The sequence below is a fragment of the Actinacidiphila glaucinigra genome (genome assembly GCF_900188405.1).
GTDB lineage: Bacteria > Actinomycetota > Actinomycetes > Streptomycetales > Streptomycetaceae > Actinacidiphila > Actinacidiphila glaucinigra.
The window spans coordinates 369,494-384,806 of sequence record NZ_FZOF01000006.1 but is presented as its reverse complement, the minus strand read 5'-3'; the positions used below and the strand labels follow the sequence as shown (position 1 = coordinate 384,806).

Annotated in this window: 14 protein-coding genes; 7 read left to right on the top strand and 7 right to left on the bottom strand. The window is 72.8% G+C overall.

Annotated features, from left to right (window positions below; all coding sequences use genetic code 11):
* Positions 1–127: 127 nt before the first annotated feature.
* Positions 128–478, top strand: a complete 351-nt coding sequence (locus CHF15_RS15370) for a hypothetical protein (protein WP_089224330.1) — start codon at positions 128–130, stop codon at positions 476–478.
* 122 nt (positions 479–600) lie between these two features.
* Here the strand turns inward: CHF15_RS15370 and CHF15_RS15365 are convergent, their stop codons facing one another.
* Genes CHF15_RS15365 through deoC form a run of 3 tightly spaced genes read right to left on the bottom strand, consistent with a single transcriptional unit; the run spans position 601 to position 3,999 of the window.
* Positions 601–1,515: an aldehyde dehydrogenase family protein gene (locus tag CHF15_RS15365; protein WP_089224329.1), complete on the bottom strand. Its 915-nt coding sequence runs from the start codon at positions 1,513–1,515 to the stop codon at positions 601–603.
* A complete protein-coding gene (locus tag CHF15_RS15360; protein WP_089224328.1) occupies positions 1,508–2,995 on the bottom strand; it encodes an aldehyde dehydrogenase family protein in 1,488 nt (495 codons plus the stop codon). The genes CHF15_RS15365 and CHF15_RS15360 overlap by 8 nt, the downstream gene beginning before the upstream one ends.
* An 8-nt stretch (positions 2,996–3,003) precedes the next feature.
* The gene (deoC, locus tag CHF15_RS15355) at positions 3,004–3,999 is read right to left on the bottom strand and encodes a deoxyribose-phosphate aldolase (protein WP_179279814.1); all 996 of its coding nucleotides are present in this window, start codon (positions 3,997–3,999) and stop codon (positions 3,004–3,006) included.
* A 130-nt stretch (positions 4,000–4,129) separates the two neighbouring features.
* On the opposite strand from deoC, the gene CHF15_RS15350 reads away from it, so the two are divergent.
* The 3 genes from CHF15_RS15350 to CHF15_RS15340 all read left to right on the top strand — a co-directional run bounded on the left by CHF15_RS15350 (position 4,130) and on the right by CHF15_RS15340 (position 6,424).
* A complete protein-coding gene (locus tag CHF15_RS15350; RefSeq protein ID WP_089224327.1) occupies positions 4,130–4,711 on the top strand; it encodes a SigE family RNA polymerase sigma factor in 582 nt (193 codons plus the stop codon).
* Positions 4,708–5,682 carry a hypothetical protein gene (locus CHF15_RS15345; RefSeq protein WP_089224326.1) on the top strand — a complete coding sequence of 325 codons (975 nt, stop codon included), beginning with the start codon at positions 4,708–4,710 and terminating at the stop codon, positions 5,680–5,682. The genes CHF15_RS15350 and CHF15_RS15345 overlap by 4 nt, the downstream gene beginning before the upstream one ends.
* A gap of 88 nt (positions 5,683–5,770) precedes the next feature.
* Positions 5,771–6,424 carry a PH domain-containing protein gene (locus CHF15_RS15340; RefSeq protein WP_089224325.1) on the top strand — a complete coding sequence of 218 codons (654 nt, stop codon included), beginning with the start codon at positions 5,771–5,773 and terminating at the stop codon, positions 6,422–6,424.
* Between the two features lie 93 nt (positions 6,425–6,517).
* Here the strand turns inward: CHF15_RS15340 and CHF15_RS15335 are convergent, their stop codons facing one another.
* The 3 genes from CHF15_RS15335 to CHF15_RS15325 all read right to left on the bottom strand — a co-directional run bounded on the left by CHF15_RS15335 (position 6,518) and on the right by CHF15_RS15325 (position 9,935).
* Entirely contained in the window at positions 6,518–8,248 is a 1,731-nt protein-coding gene (locus tag CHF15_RS15335; protein ID WP_089224324.1) for a phospho-sugar mutase, read from the bottom strand.
* 281 nt (positions 8,249–8,529) lie between these two features.
* Positions 8,530–9,363: a purine-nucleoside phosphorylase gene (locus CHF15_RS15330; RefSeq protein ID WP_018561312.1), complete on the bottom strand. Its 834-nt coding sequence runs from the start codon at positions 9,361–9,363 to the stop codon at positions 8,530–8,532.
* A 134-nt stretch (positions 9,364–9,497) separates the two neighbouring features.
* Positions 9,498–9,935: a gamma-glutamylcyclotransferase gene (locus CHF15_RS15325; RefSeq protein ID WP_089224457.1), complete on the bottom strand. Its 438-nt coding sequence runs from the start codon at positions 9,933–9,935 to the stop codon at positions 9,498–9,500.
* Between the two features lie 63 nt (positions 9,936–9,998).
* Between CHF15_RS15325 and CHF15_RS15320 the strand changes: the two genes are divergently transcribed.
* On the top strand, positions 9,999–11,447 hold the full coding sequence (locus CHF15_RS15320) for an NAD(P)H-quinone dehydrogenase (protein ID WP_089224323.1): 1,449 nt from the start codon (positions 9,999–10,001) through the stop codon (positions 11,445–11,447).
* A 180-nt stretch (positions 11,448–11,627) separates the two neighbouring features.
* Positions 11,628–12,617, top strand: coding sequence for a DeoR/GlpR family DNA-binding transcription regulator (locus CHF15_RS15315; RefSeq protein WP_245938859.1), 990 nt, complete (start codon positions 11,628–11,630; stop codon positions 12,615–12,617).
* 83 nt (positions 12,618–12,700) lie between these two features.
* Here the strand turns inward: CHF15_RS15315 and CHF15_RS15310 are convergent, their stop codons facing one another.
* The gene (locus CHF15_RS15310) at positions 12,701–14,473 is read right to left on the bottom strand and encodes an acetyl/propionyl/methylcrotonyl-CoA carboxylase subunit alpha (protein ID WP_089224321.1); all 1,773 of its coding nucleotides are present in this window, start codon (positions 14,471–14,473) and stop codon (positions 12,701–12,703) included.
* A gap of 376 nt (positions 14,474–14,849) precedes the next feature.
* Between CHF15_RS15310 and CHF15_RS15305 the strand changes: the two genes are divergently transcribed.
* On the top strand, positions 14,850–15,311 hold the full coding sequence (locus CHF15_RS15305; protein WP_245938836.1) for a hypothetical protein: 462 nt from the start codon (positions 14,850–14,852) through the stop codon (positions 15,309–15,311).
* Positions 15,312–15,313 lie beyond the last annotated feature (2 nt).

The following is a 15,313-nucleotide window of genomic DNA, read 5'->3' as shown; positions in this document are numbered from 1 at the left end:
CATGCTTTGGATACGTGATGTTCAACCAACTACCGTGAGTGACGTCATTGTCGCGTACGGGGACGGTCGTCAACGCCGTTCCGGGACCGGTCCGTGAGCGGGCCGGCGACCAGGCAGGTGGATCCTCATGCCGCAGTTCTCCCGCACTCTTCTCCGCGCCGCCGTCCTCGCGGTGTCGTCCGCCGCGGCCGTCGCCTCGGCGGGGGCGGCGCACGCGGACGCCCAGAGCGAAGGGGCGGCCACGGCCGCCAAGGCCGGCCGGGCGGCGACGTCGGCCCTGATCGGCACGGTGAACCACCTGCCGGTGAACCCGTTCGCCCAGACCAGCGTCAACCCGCTGGACAACGCGGTGGGTTCGCAGGTCGCCGACTTCAAGCCGGTCTCCACCGCGGACGTCACCAAGCCGGTCGCCGACAGCCGCACGGTCTCCGACCTGCCGCTGATCGGCGACACCGTCAGGACCCTGCAGGGCGGCTGACGCGGTGCCGGAACGCGTACGGCGGCGGGCCCCCGCGGCGACACATCGGTCGCGGGGGCCCGCCGCCGGTCGTGCGGGCAGTGCCGTCCCCCGGCGGCGGGACGGGCCGCCGGGAGACGGGATCAGTACGCGGAGCCGGAGGCCGCGCCGGCCCCCGCGGGGTGCCAGACGGTCTTGGTCTCCAGGAAGGCCGTCATGCGGTCCGTGCCGGGCTCGGCGGCCCAGTCCACAGCCTGTGGACGGAGCACGCGCTTGAGGTTGTCCGCGGCCGCGATCTCCAGCTCCTTGGCGAGCGCGGCGTCGTCCACCGTGCCCGCCAGGTCCAGGGCGTTGACGTCCATGTGCGCGGCGAGCGTCGGCGCGACCTCGGAGGTGCGGCCGGACAGGATGTTGACGACCCCGCCCGGCAGGTCGGAGGTGGCCAGCACCTCGCCCAGCGACAGCGCGGGCAGCGGGGCCCGCTCGCTCGTCACCACGACCGCGGTGTTGCCGGTGGCGATCACCGGGGCGACCACCGAGACCAGGCCCAGGAAGGACGACTCCTGCGGTGCGACGACCGCGACGACCCCGGTCGGCTCCGGGCTCGACAGGTTGAAGTACGGCCCGGCCACCGGGTTGGCGCCGCCCACGACCTGGGCGATCTTGTCGGTCCAGCCCGCGTACCAGACCCAGCGGTCGATCGCGGCGTCCACCACGGCCGCCGCCTTGGACTTCGACAGCCCCTCGGCCTCGCCGACCTCGCGGACGAACTGCTCCCGGCGGCCCTCCAGCATCTCCGCGACGCGGTAGAGGATCTGCCCCCGGTTGTACGCGGTCGCGCCCGACCAGCCCGCGAAGGCCTTGCGGGCGGCGGACACCGCGTCACGGGCGTCCTTGCGGGAGGACTGCGGGGCGTTGGCGAGCCACTTGCCCTTGGCGTCGGTCACCTCGTACACCCGCCCGCTCTCGCTGCGGGGGAACTTGCCCCCGACGAACAGCTTGTAGGTCTTGAAGACGGACAGCCGCACTGCCTCGGCCTTCTCGGACTTATCAGACATCGAGGTACGCCTCCAGACCGTGGCGGCCGCCCTCGCGACCGAAGCCCGACTCCTTGTAGCCGCCGAAGGGCGAGGTCGGGTCGAACTTGTTGAACGTGTTGGCCCACACCACACCGGCCCGGAGCTGGTTCGCGACCGACAGGATGCGCGAGCCCTTCTCCGTCCAGATCCCCGCCGACAGGCCGTACGGGGTGTTGTTGGCCTTCTCCACGGCCTCTGCCGGGGTGCGGAAGGTCAGCACCGAGAGCACCGGGCCGAAGATCTCCTCGCGGGCGACGCGGTGCGCCTGGGTGACCCCGGTGAAGAGCGTCGGCGCGAACCAGTAGCCCGCGGAGGGCAGTTCGCACGCCGGCGACCAGCGCTCGGCGCCCTCGGCCTCGCCGGCCTCGGCGAGCGCGGTGATCCGGGCCAGCTGCTCGGCGGAGTTGATGGCGCCGATGTCGGTGTTCTTGTCCAGCGGGTCGCCGACGCGCAGCGTCGACAGCCGGCGCTTGAGCGCGTCCAGCACCTCGTCCGCGACGGACTCCTGGACCAGCAGGCGGGAGCCCGCGCAGCACACCTGGCCCTGGTTGAAGAAGATGCCGTTGACGATGCCCTCGACGGCCTGGTCGATCGGCGCGTCGTCGAAGACGATGTTGGCGCCCTTGCCGCCCAGCTCCAGGGTGAGCTTCTTGCTGCCGCCGGCGACGGTGCGGGCGATCTGCTTGCCGACGGCGGTGGAGCCGGTGAAGGCGACCTTGTCGACGCCCTCGTGGGCGACCAGCGCGGCGCCGGCGTCCCCGTAGCCGGGGAGGATGTTGACGACGCCCTTGGGCAGGCCCGCCTGGCGGCAGATGTCGGCGAAGAACAGCGCCGACAGCGGGGTGGTCTCGGCCGGCTTGAGGACGACCGTGTTGCCGGTGGCCAGCGCCGGGGCGATCTTCCACGCCAGCATCAGCAGCGGGAAGTTCCACGGGATGACCTGGCCGGCCACGCCCAGCGGGCGGGGGGCCGGGCCGAAACCGGCGTGCGCGAGCTTGTCGGCCCAGCCGGCGTAGTAGAAGAAGTGCGCGGCGACCAGCGGGAGGTCGGCGTCGCGGGTCTCCCGGATCGGCTTGCCGTTGTCCAGCGACTCAAGGACGGCCAGTTCGCGCGAGCGCTCCTGGACGATCCGGGCGATGCGGAAGAGGTACTTGGCCCGCTCGGAGCCGGGCAGCGCCGACCACGACGCGAAGGCCTTGCGGGCGGCCCTGACGGCCCGGTCCACGTCCGCCTCGCCGGCCTGGGCGACCTCGGAGAGGACCTCCTCGGAGGAGGGGCTCACGGTCTTGAAGACCCGGCCGTCGGCGGCGTCGCTGAACTCGCCGTCGATGAACAGGCCGTAGGAGGGGGCGATGTCGACGACGGAGCGGGACTCCGGCGCCGGGGCGTACGCGAAGGCGGAGCCCGGCTTCGGCTGCGCGGCCGGCTGGGGCTGCTGGTTCTTCTTGGTCTGTGTCATCGGAGTTCTCAGTCCACCGTCACGTAGTCGGGACCGGAGTAGCGGCCGGTGCTCAGCTTCTGGCGCTGCATGAGCAGATCGTTCAGCAGGCTGGACGCGCCGAAACGGAACCACTCGTTGCTCAGCCACTCGTCGCCCACGGTCTCGTTGACGAGGACCAGGAACTTGATGGCGTCCTTGGAGGTGCGGATGCCGCCGGCGGGCTTCACGCCGACCTGGACGCCCGTGGCGGCGCGGAAGTCGCGCACGGCCTCGAGCATCAGCAGGGTGTTGGCGGGGGTGGCGTTGACCGCCACCTTGCCGGTGGAGGTCTTGATGAAGTCGGCGCCGGCGAGCATGCCGAGCCAGGAGGCGCGGCGGATGTTGTCGTACGTCGCCAGTTCGCCGTTCTCGAAGATGACCTTGAGGTGGGCGGAGCTGCCGTCGGGGCGGCGGCAGGCCTCCCTGACCGCCTTGATCTCCTCGAAGACCTTCAGGTAGCGGCCGGCCAGGAAGGCGCCGCGGTCGATGACCATGTCCACTTCGTCGGCGCCCGCGGCCACCGCGTCGGCGGTGTCGGCGAGCTTCACCGGCAGTGCGGCGCGGCCGGCCGGGAAGGCGGTGGCGACGGACGCGACGTGCACGCCGGAGTCGCCCAGGGCCTCCTTGGCGGTCGCGACCATGTCCGGGTATACGCAGATCGCGGCGACCCTGGGGGTCGTGCGGTCGGTCGGGTCCGGGTTGACGCCCTTGGCGGACAGCGCCCGGACCTTGCCCGGGGTGTCCGCGCCTTCGAGCGTGGTGAGGTCGATCATCGAGATCGCCAGGTCGATGGCGTAGGCCTTCGCCGTGGTCTTGATCGAACGGGTGCCGAGGCTTGCGGCGCGGGCTTCGAGGCCGACCGCGTCGACGCCGGGCAGCCCGTGCAGGAAGCGGCGCAGCGCGGCGTCGGAGGCCGTGACGTCGGCCATGGACGCCAGCCGGGCCGCGGCGTCGGGGCCGTGAGCGGGAACAGTGGTGGGCATGGTCACCAGCCCAGCATATCTACGCGCGTAGCGAATGTCACCGGTAGGGGCGGATCCGTCCGTCCCCTTACGGGTGGCCCGGCAACCGAATCGGCGGAACCGGTGGTCTGGTGGGTGAAGGGGGTCATCGATGAATCCAGACGACGAGGCGGAGTTCCAAGGCTACGTCCGTGCCAGATGGACCCATCTGGTCAGGACCGCCTATCTGCTCACAGGTGACGGGCATCACGCCGAGGACCTCGCGCAGACCGCGCTGGCCAAGGCCTACCGGTCCTGGCGGCGGGTGCAGCGCAGCGACAACCCGGACGCGTATGTGCGGCGGATCCTGATCACCTGCAACAAGGACCGGTTCCGCAAGAAACGCGTGGCCGAACGGCTCACGGACGTACCGCCCGAGGGCGCCGGCGCCGATCCCACGGCGCGGGTGGCGCAGCGCGAGGAGCTGCTGGCGGCGCTCGGCGAGCTGCCCGCGCGGCAGCGGGCCGTGGTCGTGCTGCGGTACTGGGACGACCTGTCGGAGACCGAGGTCGCCCACGCGCTGGGCTGCTCGGCGGGGACGGTCAAGAGCCAGGCGGCCCGCGGCCTGGCGAAGTTGCGGGCCCGGCTGGGCACCGCCGTGATGGCCGCCGAGCCCGTCGGGGCCGGTGCGGGGACGCGGACAGGGCCGTGGGGCACGGCGAAGCACACGAAGACAGAAGGAGGGGCCCGATGAGGGACAGCGGAGACACGACGGGGTACGGCCCCGCCGACGGCGACACGGAGTTCGAGGCGCGGCTGCGCGAGCTCCTCGAGGAGCAGACGGACGGGCTGCGCACGAGCGAGGCGCCCTACGCCACGATCCTGCGTCAGGGCAGAACAAGCCGAAGGCGCCGGGTGTTCGCCGCGGGGGCCGGGCTGGCGGCGCTGGTCGCGGTGCCCGGCACGGCCGTCGCGATGCACTACCAGCCGGGCGTCGGCGGCCAGGCCGCCCTGCCGGCGCACGACGCCCGCCCGTCCGTGACGGCGAGCGCCACCCAGGTGCAACCCTCCGCTCCGGTGCGCACGAGCGCGTCGCCGAGCGGGCCGGCGGGTCCGGTGACACCGGGGCAACTGGCGGACGGGATCACGATGGAGCGGGCGGGTGAGGTGCTGGAGAGGTGCCTGGCGTACAGCGGGCAACACCAGCCAAAGGCGTCCGCCTTCGCAAGCGAATACGGGAAGGCCGAGGACTACCGGGTGATCCTCGCGCTCAACGCCACCGGTGACGAGAACTCCCCGGGTGACGGCATCCGTGTCGTGGCGGTCGGCACCGTGGACGGCGCCCCCGCCCGCCTGATCTGCACGGACAAGGACGGGAAGGCGGGCGGCATCAACAGCAGCGTCGGAGCGGACGGCGCCCCGGGCCGCGGGCCCGTCGTGCCGGACGACAACGCCTACCGGCTCTACAAGCAGGACACCGCCACCGGTCCGGGGCTGCCGTACCGGTTCCCCTTCCGCTGGGGCAGCGTCGGCACGGTCGAGCCCGGGGTCGCCAAGGTCACCGTCTCCTGGGGCGGCGTCACGCAGCAGGCCGCTCTCGACCACGGCTACTTCGCCGCGACCGGGGTCCTCGCCGCGGCGGAGGATTCCCTGCCGCACATCAAGGGCTACGACGCGGCGGGCAAGCTGGTCTACGACTCCACGCAGGACAAGGCGTACGAGTAGGCGGCGACCGGCCGGCGCTGACGCCGATGCACTAACGCAACCTCCGCCCCGCCGGGCGCGGGTCCGGGGTCGGGCACAATCTGATCTCATGACGAGCTCAGAGAACCCCGCCCCCGAACCGCAGCCCGACCCCGGGCAGCCGAAGTACGCCGAGCGTTCCTACCGCTCGTCGGCCGGTGTCGCCGGCGGCGTGATCATGCTCGCCATCACGCTGTGGCTCGGCGTCGACGCGATCGTCCGCGGCACGGGGAACACCCCCTGGCTGGCCCTCGCGCTGATGCTGCTGATCGTGCCGCTGGTTGTCGCGTTCACCCTGCGTCCGGTCGTCCGGGCCGGGGACGACCGTCTGCTGGTCCGCAATCCCTTCCGCACCGTCACCGCGTCCTGGGCCGCCGTGGAGGGGCTGCGCTCCGGCTACTCGACCGAGCTGTTCGTGGAGGGCAAGAAGTACCAGGTGTGGGCCGTCCCGGTGTCGATGCGCGCCCGCAAGCGGGCCGCGCGGGCCAAGACGCGCGCCGCCGCGGCGGGCGACCCGGGTGCGACGCTGGCGTCCCGCCCCGGTGCGCCGGAGACGACCCGGGCCTGGTCCGACCGCGTGGTGGACGAGTTGCGCGAGCTCGCGGAGCGGCACGGCGGCCGGGAGGGCGCGCGGAGCGAGGTCACGGTCCGCTGGGCGTACGAGGTGATCGCCCCGGCGGTGGCGGGAGCGGTCGTGATGATCGTCCTGCTCGCCATCGGCTGAGCCGGAGGCGGGGCGCCGACGACCGGGGCGCCAACGACGCCGCCCCGGTCGGGCCCGGGTGGGCACGGCCGGGGCGGCGTCGTCAGCGCGGCGTCAGGCCTGGGCCGCGGCCTCGTCCCGGGGGAGTCCGGCGGCGGTCGCGAGGTCGGCCTTGACGGCCGCCAGCACCTCGGCGGCCTGGGCGCGGACGGCTGCCAGCCGGTCGGCGCCCGGTACGGGCAGGACGGCCTCCAGGTAGCACTTCAGCTTGGGCTCGGTGCCGCTCGGGCGCACGATCACCCGGGCCGACTCCACACCGGCGCCCGGGGAACCGGCCAGCCGGTAGCGCAGGCCGTCGGTGGGCGGCAGCTCGGCGCTGCCCTTGGAGAGGTCCTCGGCGGTGACGACGGCGAGACCGGCCAGCGAGCTGGGCGGCCGCTCCCGCAGCCGGCTCATCGCGTCGTCGATGACCGACAGGTCGGCGACCCGCACCGAGAGCTGGTCGGTGGCGTGCAGCCCGTACTCGAGGGCGATGTCGTCCAGCAGGTCGGCGAGCGTACGGCCCTTGGCCTTCAGCTCGGCGGTCAGTTCCGCCACGGCCAGGGCGGCGGTGACGCCGTCCTTGTCGCGCACGCCCGCGGGGTCGACGCAGTAGCCCAGCGCCTCCTCGTAGCCGTAGCGCAGGCCCTCCACCCGGGAGATCCACTTGAAGCCGGTCAGGGTGTCGGCGTAGGGCAGCCCGGCGCGGGCCGCGATGCGGGAGAGCAGGGAGGAGGAGACGATGCTCGCCGCGAAGGTGCCGCCGGCCCGCCGGTGCACCAGGTGGGTGGCGAGCAGCGCGCCGACCTCGTCGCCGCGCAGCATCCGCCAGCCGCCCGCGGCGGCGCGGTCCGGCACGGCCACGGCGCAGCGGTCGGCGTCGGGGTCGTTGGCGACGACGATGTCGACGTCGGGGCCGAGCGCCCGGGCCGCGGCGAAGGCCAGGTCCATCGCCCCCGGCTCCTCCGGGTTGGGGAAGGCGACGGTCGGGAAGTCCGGGTCCGGCTCGCCCTGTTCGGCGACGACGTGCGGCGCGGCGAACCCGGCGCGCTCGAAGGCGGCGGTCAGCACGTCGCGGCCGACCCCGTGCAGCGGGGTGTAGACGACCGAGAGGTCGCGCGGGGTGTGCCGGTCCACGACCGAGGCGGCGCGGTCCAGGTAGGCCTCGACGACCTCCTCGCCGAGGACCTGCCAGCCGCCGTCCGCCAGCGGCACGTCGGCCAGCGGGCCGATCGCGGCGATCTCGTCGGCGATCCCGGCGTCGGCGGGCGGGACGATCTGCGAGCCGTCGCCCAGGTAGACCTTGTAGCCGTTGTCCCGCGGGGGGTTGTGGCTCGCGGTCACCGCGATGCCCGCGACGGCGCCGAGGTGGCGGATCGCGAAGGCCAGCACCGGCGTCGGCAGCGGTCCGGGCAGCACGGCCGCCCGCAGGCCGGCGCCGACCATGACGGCGGCGGTGTCGCGGGCGAAGTCCAGCGACTTGTGGCGGGCGTCGTGACCCACGACGACCAGCCCGTCGCCCTTGCCCTGCGCCCTGAGGTACGCGGCGAGACCGGCGGCGGCCCGGATGACCACGGAGCGGTTCATGCGCATCGGGCCCGCGCCGACCTCCCCGCGCAGCCCCGCCGTCCCGAACTGCAGGGTGCCGGCGAACCGGTCCGTGAGGTCGCCGGCAGCCGCCGTGTCACCGGACTCGACGGCCGCGAGCAGGGCCTCGAGCTCGGCACGGGTGTCGGGGTCCGGGTCCTCTGCCAGCCAGGTGCGCGCCTGGGGGATCAGCTCCGCGTTCTCGCTTGCGCTTGCCACGTGATGCTCCTGCGATGTCTCGGTCTTCGGTGCCGCCCGTGCCGCGCGCGGGTCGGCCTGGGGCCTTCGGCCCGTCATGCCCGCGACCGGTGCCACGGCGGGAGGCCGTGCGGCGGGATCCCGTCCGGCCGGGCGGCGGCGGAGCGGGCCGCCGCGACGAGCGCCGCCCGGTTACCTCCCCGTAGGTCGCCTTCCCTAACCAGGGTGCGGGCACCCCTGGGATCGCGCGCGGTGTGCCGGCGCGGGGGCGCCGGTCCGTCCCACCCGGGGGCGTGGGGCGGTCAGATGCGCTCGAGCACCTGGGCGAGCAGGCTGCCCATCCGCGCGGCGGAGTCGCGGCCGGCCTCCAGGACCTCCTCGTGGTTCAGCGGCTCGCCCGTCATGCCGGCGGCGAGGTTGGTCACCAGGGAGATGCCGAGCACCTCGGCGCCCGCCTCGCGGGCCGCGATGGCCTCCAGCGCGGTGGACATGCCCACGAGGTCGCCGCCGATGACCCGGACCATGTTGATCTCGGCCGGGGTCTCGTAGTGCGGGCCGGGGAGCTGGACGTAGACGCCCTCCTCCAGGGAGGGGTCGACCTCCTTGCACAGGGCGCGCAGCCGCGGCGAGTACAGGTCGGTGAGGTCGACGAAGTTGGCGCCGACGATCGGCGAGGCGGCCGTCATGTTGATGTGGTCGCCGATCAGCACCGCCTGGCCGGGGCGGTAGGTGGGGCGCAGCCCGCCGCAGCCGTTGGTCAGGACGACGGTCTTGCAGCCGGCGGCGACGGCGGTGCGCACGCCGTGCGCGACGGTGGCGACGCCGTGGCCCTCGTAGAAGTGGTTGCGGCCCAGGAAGACCAGCGCCCGCTTGTCGCCGATCCGCACGGAGCGCACCTTGCCGGAGTGCCCGGCCACGGCGGGCGGCGGGAAGCCCGGCAGCTCTGTCACCGCGAACTCGTGATCGGCCTCGCCGAGGGCGTCGGCGGCAGGCACCCAGCCGGAGCCCATGACCAGGGCGACGTCGTGGGTCTCGCCGCCGGTCAGCTCGCGCAGGCGGGCGGCGGCGGCCGTGGCGGCGGCGTACGGGTCGCCGAGCGGGGTGCGGGCGGCGTGGGGAGTTGCGGAAGAGTTCACGCCGATGAGAGTAGCCGGTTATCTCCTACGCGCGTAGACGTCCCAGGTCACGGTCTGCGGAATTTCGGAGGATCCGCCGATTGACGGGGCCCGCGGGGCCGTGGGGAGGCCGCCGCGCCCGGCCTGCCGCCGGGTCAGCAGGGGCGCTTGCGCAGTTCCATTACGTAGTCGTGCGGAGCGCCCGCCGACTCCGCCGCGTCCGCGATCTCGCCGAGGTAGCGCGCGGACGGCAGACCGCCCTCGTAGTCGTTGAGGACGTAGATCCACGCGGGCAGGTCGCCGTCGAGGGTGTGCACCCGCACCATGTGGCGCCGGTAGATGCCCAGCGGGACGCCCTCCCAGCGGTCCATCGGCTCCTCGTCGACCGGGGCGATGTCGTACAGCCCGACGAAGACCTGGTGCAGCGGGTCCTCCACGAGGGTGGCGAGCGCGCCCTCCCAGCCCATCTGCTCGCCGCCGAAGGTCAGGCGCCAGCCGCTGAGCCAGCCGGTGCCGCGCAGGGGCGAGTGCGGAGCGCGGCGCGTCATCAGCCGGGCGTCGAGGTTGCCGGCGTAGGCGGCGTAGAGCGACATGGTCATGAGAGTACGACAGCGGGACACCGCCCCCGTAAGTGATCACTTGGCGCGTGCGGGACAATGGGGTACGTGAATCGGATCGTGATCATTGGTGGCGGACCCGGCGGATACGAAGCGGCCCTGGTGGCCAGCCAGCTGGGCGCGGAAGTGACCGTCGTCGACTGCGACGGCCTGGGCGGGGCTTCGGTTCTCACCGACTGCGTGCCGTCGAAGACCCTGATCGCGACGGCCGAGGTGATGACCACCTTCGACTCGTCGTACGAGGAACTGGGCATCATCGTGGCGGACGACACACCGCACATCGAGCAGGCCGCCCGGGTCGTCGGCGTCGACCTCGGCAAGGTCAACCGGCGGGTGAAGCGCCTGGCGCTCGCCCAGTCCCACGACATCACCGCCTCCGTCACCCGTGCGGGCGCACGGGTGATGCGCGGCCGCGGACGGCTGGAGGGCATGCAGGCGATCGACGGCTCCCGCACCGTCATCGTCGAGGCGGCCGACGGCACATCCGAGACCCTCACCGCCGACGCCGTCCTGATCGCCACCGGCGGCCGCCCCCGCGAGCTGCCCGACGCGAAGCCGGACGGCGAGCGGATCCTCAACTGGACGCAGGTGTACGACCTGGACGAGCTCCCCGAGGAGCTCATCGTGGTCGGCTCCGGCGTGACCGGCGCCGAGTTCGCCGGCGCGTACCAGGCGCTCGGCTCGAAGGTGACCCTGGTCTCCTCCCGCGACCGCGTCCTGCCCGGCGAGGACCCGGACGCCGCCGCCGTCCTGGAGGACGTCTTCCGCCGCCGCGGCATGAACGTCATGGCCCGCTCCCGCGCCGAGGCCGTCAAGCGGGTCGGCGACCGCGTCGAGGTCACCCTCTCCGACGGCCGGGTCATCACCGGCAGCCACTGCCTCATGGCGGTCGGCGCGATACCGAACACCTCCGCCATGGGCCTGGAGGGCGCGGGCGTCAAGCTCAAGGAGTCCGGGCACATCTGGACCGACAAGGTCTCGCGCACCTCGGCCCCCGGCGTCTACGCGGCCGGTGACGTCACGGGCGTCTTCGCGCTCGCCTCGGTCGCGGCCATGCAGGGCCGGATCGCGATGTACCACTTCCTGGGCGAGACGGTCGGCCCGCTCAACCTCAAGACGGTCTCCTCGAACGTCTTCACCGACCCCGAGATCGCGACCGTCGGCTACACCCAGGCGGACGTCGACTCGGGCCTGATGGACGCACGGGTCGTCAAACTCCCGCTGCTGCGCAACCCGCGCGCCAAGATGCAGGGCATCAGGGACGGCTTCGTGAAGCTGTTCTGCCGTCCGGGCACCGGCATCGTGGTCGGCGGAGTGGTCGTCTCGCCGCGCGCCAGCGAACTCATCCATCCCATCTCGATCGCGGTCGACAACAACCTGACCGTCGAACAGATGGCGAACACGTACACGGTCTACCCGTCGCTGTCGGGTTCGATCGCCGAAGCGGCACGGCAGTTGGCGACCCGCAAGGCGGCCGGAGAGCTCTAGCAGCACCTTCGGCGCCGGCTCCGGGTCGTCACCCGAGCGGAAGCCTTCGCCTATATAGCACGGGGCGTCCGACCCCGCGAACAACTTCTGTTAATCGGTGCAAACTGCTGATAGCGGAAGGTCATTGGCGTTACTGTCAGTTTCGTGTTCGCAGCAGAACGTCGCCAACTGATCCTCGAAATGGTGCGTGCCAACGGAGCGGTTTCGCTCCGTGAGCTCGCCCGTGTCGTCCAGACCTCGGAAGTGACCGTACGGCGTGACGTGCGGGCGCTGGAGGCAGAAGGACTGCTCGACCGCCGGCACGGCGGTGCGGTGCTGCCGGGGGGCTTCACCAGGGAGTCCGGCTTCCCGCAGAAATCCCATCTATCGACCGCGGAGAAGACGGCGATCGCCGATCTCGCCGCCGGTCTCGTCGAGGAGGGCGAGGCCATCGTCGTCGGCGCCGGCACGACCACCCAGGAGCTGGCACGCCGGCTCGCCCGGGTGCCGGGGCTGACCGTCGTCACCAACTCCCTGCTGGTGGCGCAGGCCCTGGCGCATGCGAACCGGGTCGAGGTGGTCATGACCGGTGGCACGCTCCGCGGCTCCAACTACGCGCTGGTGGGCAGCGGCGCCGAACAGTCCCTGCAGGGGCTGCGGGTGTCGCGGGCCTTCCTGTCCGGGGCGGGGCTGAGCGCCGAACGCGGGCTGTCCACGTCCAACATGCTCTCCGCCAGCGTCGACCGGGCCCTGGTCCAGGCGGCGGCGGAGGTCGTGGTCCTGGCCGACCACACCAAGCTGGGCACGGACACCATGTTCCAGACCGTGCCCACGGACCTGATCACCCATCTGGTCACGGACGAGCCACCGGCGGGCGACGACCGCGCCGCCACGGAGCTCCAGGCGCTGGCCGACCGCGGTGTGCAGGTGGCCGTCGCGTCGACGGACGGGGCGGACAGCGGGATGTCCCACGGGCGGCAGCGACGGGAGATGCCGCCCGTGCCGGGACCCCGCCGCCACCAGCACCCCTCCGGCAACTACCCGGGCGGTTCGGCTCCCGGCGAGCCGCGCGCCAGGGCCGCCGGCCAGTCGGCCGGCGGCGTGTCGGGGATGTCCCCGCTGCGCACCGCCCAACTGGCCGGAGAACAGCAGGCCGCCCGGATCGCCGATCTGGCGCCGCGCCGGCGCTAGACGGTGACGGCGGAACGCCGCGGGCCCCGGCCGAGTGATCGGCCGGGGCCCGCGGCGTTCGTGCTGCCGTACGCGACGGGGCGTCAGTCCTTGATCTCGCAGAGGAGGGCGCCCGAGGAGACGGAGGAACCGACGTCGGCGGTGAGGCCCTTGATGGTGCCGGCGCGGTGGGCGTTGATGGGCTGTTCCATCTTCATCGCCTCCAGCACCACCACGAGGTCGCCCTCTTCGACGTGCTGGCCCTCCTCGACGGCGATCTTGACGATCGTGCCCTGCATGGGGGAGGTCAGGGAGTCGCCGGAGGCCGCGGAGCCGGCCTTCTTGGTGGCGCGGCGCTTGGGGCGGGCACCGCCGGCGGCGGCGGTGCGGGCCAGGGTCATGCCCAGTGAGGCGGGCAGGGAGACCTCCAGCCGCTTGCCACCGACCTCGACCACCACGGTCTCGCGGCCGGGCTCGGTGTCCTCCTCGGCGTCGGCTGGGGCGGCGAAGGGCTTGATGTCGTTGACGAACTCGGTCTCGATCCACCGGGTGTGGACGGTGAACGGACCGGTCTTGCCGTTGACCTCGGGGGCGAACGCCGGGTCGGTGACGACCGCGCGGTGGAACGGGACGGCGGTGGCCATGCCCTCGACCTGGAACTCGGCCAGGGCGCGCGCCGCGCGCTGCAGGGCCTGCTGCCGGGTGGCGCCGGTGACGACGAGCTTGGCGAGCAGGGAGTCCCACGCCGGGCCGATGACGCTGCCGGACTCGACGCCCGCGTCCAGGCGGACACCGGGGCCGGTCGGCGGGTCGAAGCGGGTGACGGTGCCCGGGGCGGGCAGGAAGCCCCGGCCCGGGTCCTCGCCGTTGATGCGGAACTCGAAGGAGTGGCCGCGCAGCGGCGGGTCGTCGTAGCCCAGTTCCTCGCCGTCGGCGATGCGGAACATCTCGCGGACCAGGTCGATACCGGTGACCTCTTCGGTGACCGGGTGCTCGACCTGCAGACGGGTGTTCACCTCCAGGAAGGAGATGGTGCCGTCCGTGCCGACCAGGAACTCGCAGGTGCCGGCACCGACGTAGCCGGCCTCCTTGAGGATGGCCTTGGACGCCGCGTAGAGCTGGGCGTTCTGCTCCGGGGTCAGGAACGGCGCGGGGGCCTCCTCCACCAGCTTCTGGTGGCGGCGCTGCAGGGAGCAGTCACGGGTGGAGACGACCACGACGTTGCCGTGGGTGTCCGCCAGGCACTGGGTCTCCACGTGCCGCGGCTTGTCGAGGTAGCGCTCGACGAAGCACTCGCCGCGGCCGAAGGCGGCGACGGCCTCGCGGACGGCCGACTCGTACAGCTCGGGGACCTCGTCCAGGCTGCGGGCGACCTTCAGGCCGCGGCCGCCGCCGCCGAAGGCGGCCTTGATCGCGATCGGCAGGCCGTTCTCCCGCGCGAAGGCGACGACCTCGTCGGCGCCCGAGACGGGGTCCGGGGTGCCCGCGACGAGGGGGGCTCCGGCGCGCTGGGCGATGTGCCGCGCGGCGACCTTGTCGCCGAGGTCGCGGATCGCCTGCGGCGGGGGGCCGATCCAGGTGAGCCCGGCGTCCAGGACGGCCTGGGCGAAGTCGGCGTTCTCCGACAGGAAGCCGTAGCCGGGGTGGACGGCGTCGGCCCCGGACTCGGCTGCGGCCGCCAGCACCTTGGAGATGTCCAGGTAACTGGTGGCCGGGGTGTCACCGCCCAGCGCGTATGCCTCGTCGGCCACGCGCACGTGCAGCGCGTCCCGGTCCGGCTCCGCGTAGACGGCCACGCTGGCGATCCCGGCATCCCGGCAGGCACGGGCGACGCGGACTGCGATTTCACCGCGGTTGGCGATGAGCACCTTGCGCACGATGGCTCCCTCCTTGAAACAAGCAGAGTTTAGGTACTGGCGACACTTCGTGCCGAGGCACCCCTGGGGGTGAGCTTGCCCACACGGAGGGTGATACGGGCCCCCAATCAGGACCCGGATGCCTAGGCTTCCTACGGTAAAGCCCCATTTATCCCGGTGCTTGTGGCCCTGGGGTGTGGGCCGGGTCACCGTCCTCCACCGTGACCGACGTGGCGCTTTTTTTGTGGGAACTCCACGAAGGCCCGGGTAAATCTTTGCCGGACCGGCGCCCCATACGGGTGGTGCCGCGCGGACTCTTGCCGCAACTCCTACCCGTTAGTAGCGTTCGGCCAACGAAATACCGCCGGTAATAGGGGTCTGGGACAGGGGGCGCGCAGTGCGCAGAAGTGTCGCCGTGGCGGCGGCCGTATTGCTGATCCTGGAGGCGTTCGGCTTCGCCTTCGTCAACTGGATCATGGGTATCGTCGTACGGCATCAGCAGATGTCCCTGGCCGGGCTCGATCCGGGCGCGATGGCGGTGGGCGCGTGGGCGGCGGGCGTGCTGATGGCGCTCTTCCTCATCGGCTGCGCGGTCGTCCTCGTCCGTATGGCGCAGCGCGACCGGTCCCCGGGCCGCTTCGGCCGGATCCTGCTCATCGTGTGCGCGGTGACCCACGGGGTCCTGGGCGCGGGGCTGGCCGCCCCGGTGGGCTGGGCCGCGTTCGTGGGGATGATGGTGATCCTGGGGTTCGTGGTGCTCACCCTGGTGCTCTACGCGGGAGAGGCGCCGGCCTCCGGCCCGGACGGCGAGCCCGGCGGGAGCACGCCCCCGCCGCCCGTCGCCCCCGCCGCCGTCTGACG

Coding starts and splice junctions, on each gene's coding strand:
- CHF15_RS15370 (WP_089224330.1), top strand. CDS start 128: ATGCCGCAGTTCTCCCGCACTCTTCTCCGCGCCGCCGTCCTCGCGGTG.
- CHF15_RS15365 (WP_089224329.1), bottom strand. CDS start 1,515: ATGTCTGATAAGTCCGAGAAGGCCGAGGCAGTGCGGCTGTCCGTCTTC.
- CHF15_RS15360 (WP_089224328.1), bottom strand. CDS start 2,995: ATGACACAGACCAAGAAGAACCAGCAGCCCCAGCCGGCCGCGCAGCCG.
- deoC (WP_179279814.1), bottom strand. CDS start 3,999: ATGCCCACCACTGTTCCCGCTCACGGCCCCGACGCCGCGGCCCGGCTG.
- CHF15_RS15350 (WP_089224327.1), top strand. CDS start 4,130: ATGAATCCAGACGACGAGGCGGAGTTCCAAGGCTACGTCCGTGCCAGA.
- CHF15_RS15345 (WP_089224326.1), top strand. CDS start 4,708: ATGAGGGACAGCGGAGACACGACGGGGTACGGCCCCGCCGACGGCGAC.
- CHF15_RS15340 (WP_089224325.1), top strand. CDS start 5,771: ATGACGAGCTCAGAGAACCCCGCCCCCGAACCGCAGCCCGACCCCGGG.
- CHF15_RS15325 (WP_089224457.1), bottom strand. CDS start 9,935: ATGTCGCTCTACGCCGCCTACGCCGGCAACCTCGACGCCCGGCTGATG.
- CHF15_RS15320 (WP_089224323.1), top strand. CDS start 9,999: ATGGGGTACGTGAATCGGATCGTGATCATTGGTGGCGGACCCGGCGGA.
- CHF15_RS15315 (WP_245938859.1), top strand. CDS start 11,628: ATGGTGCGTGCCAACGGAGCGGTTTCGCTCCGTGAGCTCGCCCGTGTC.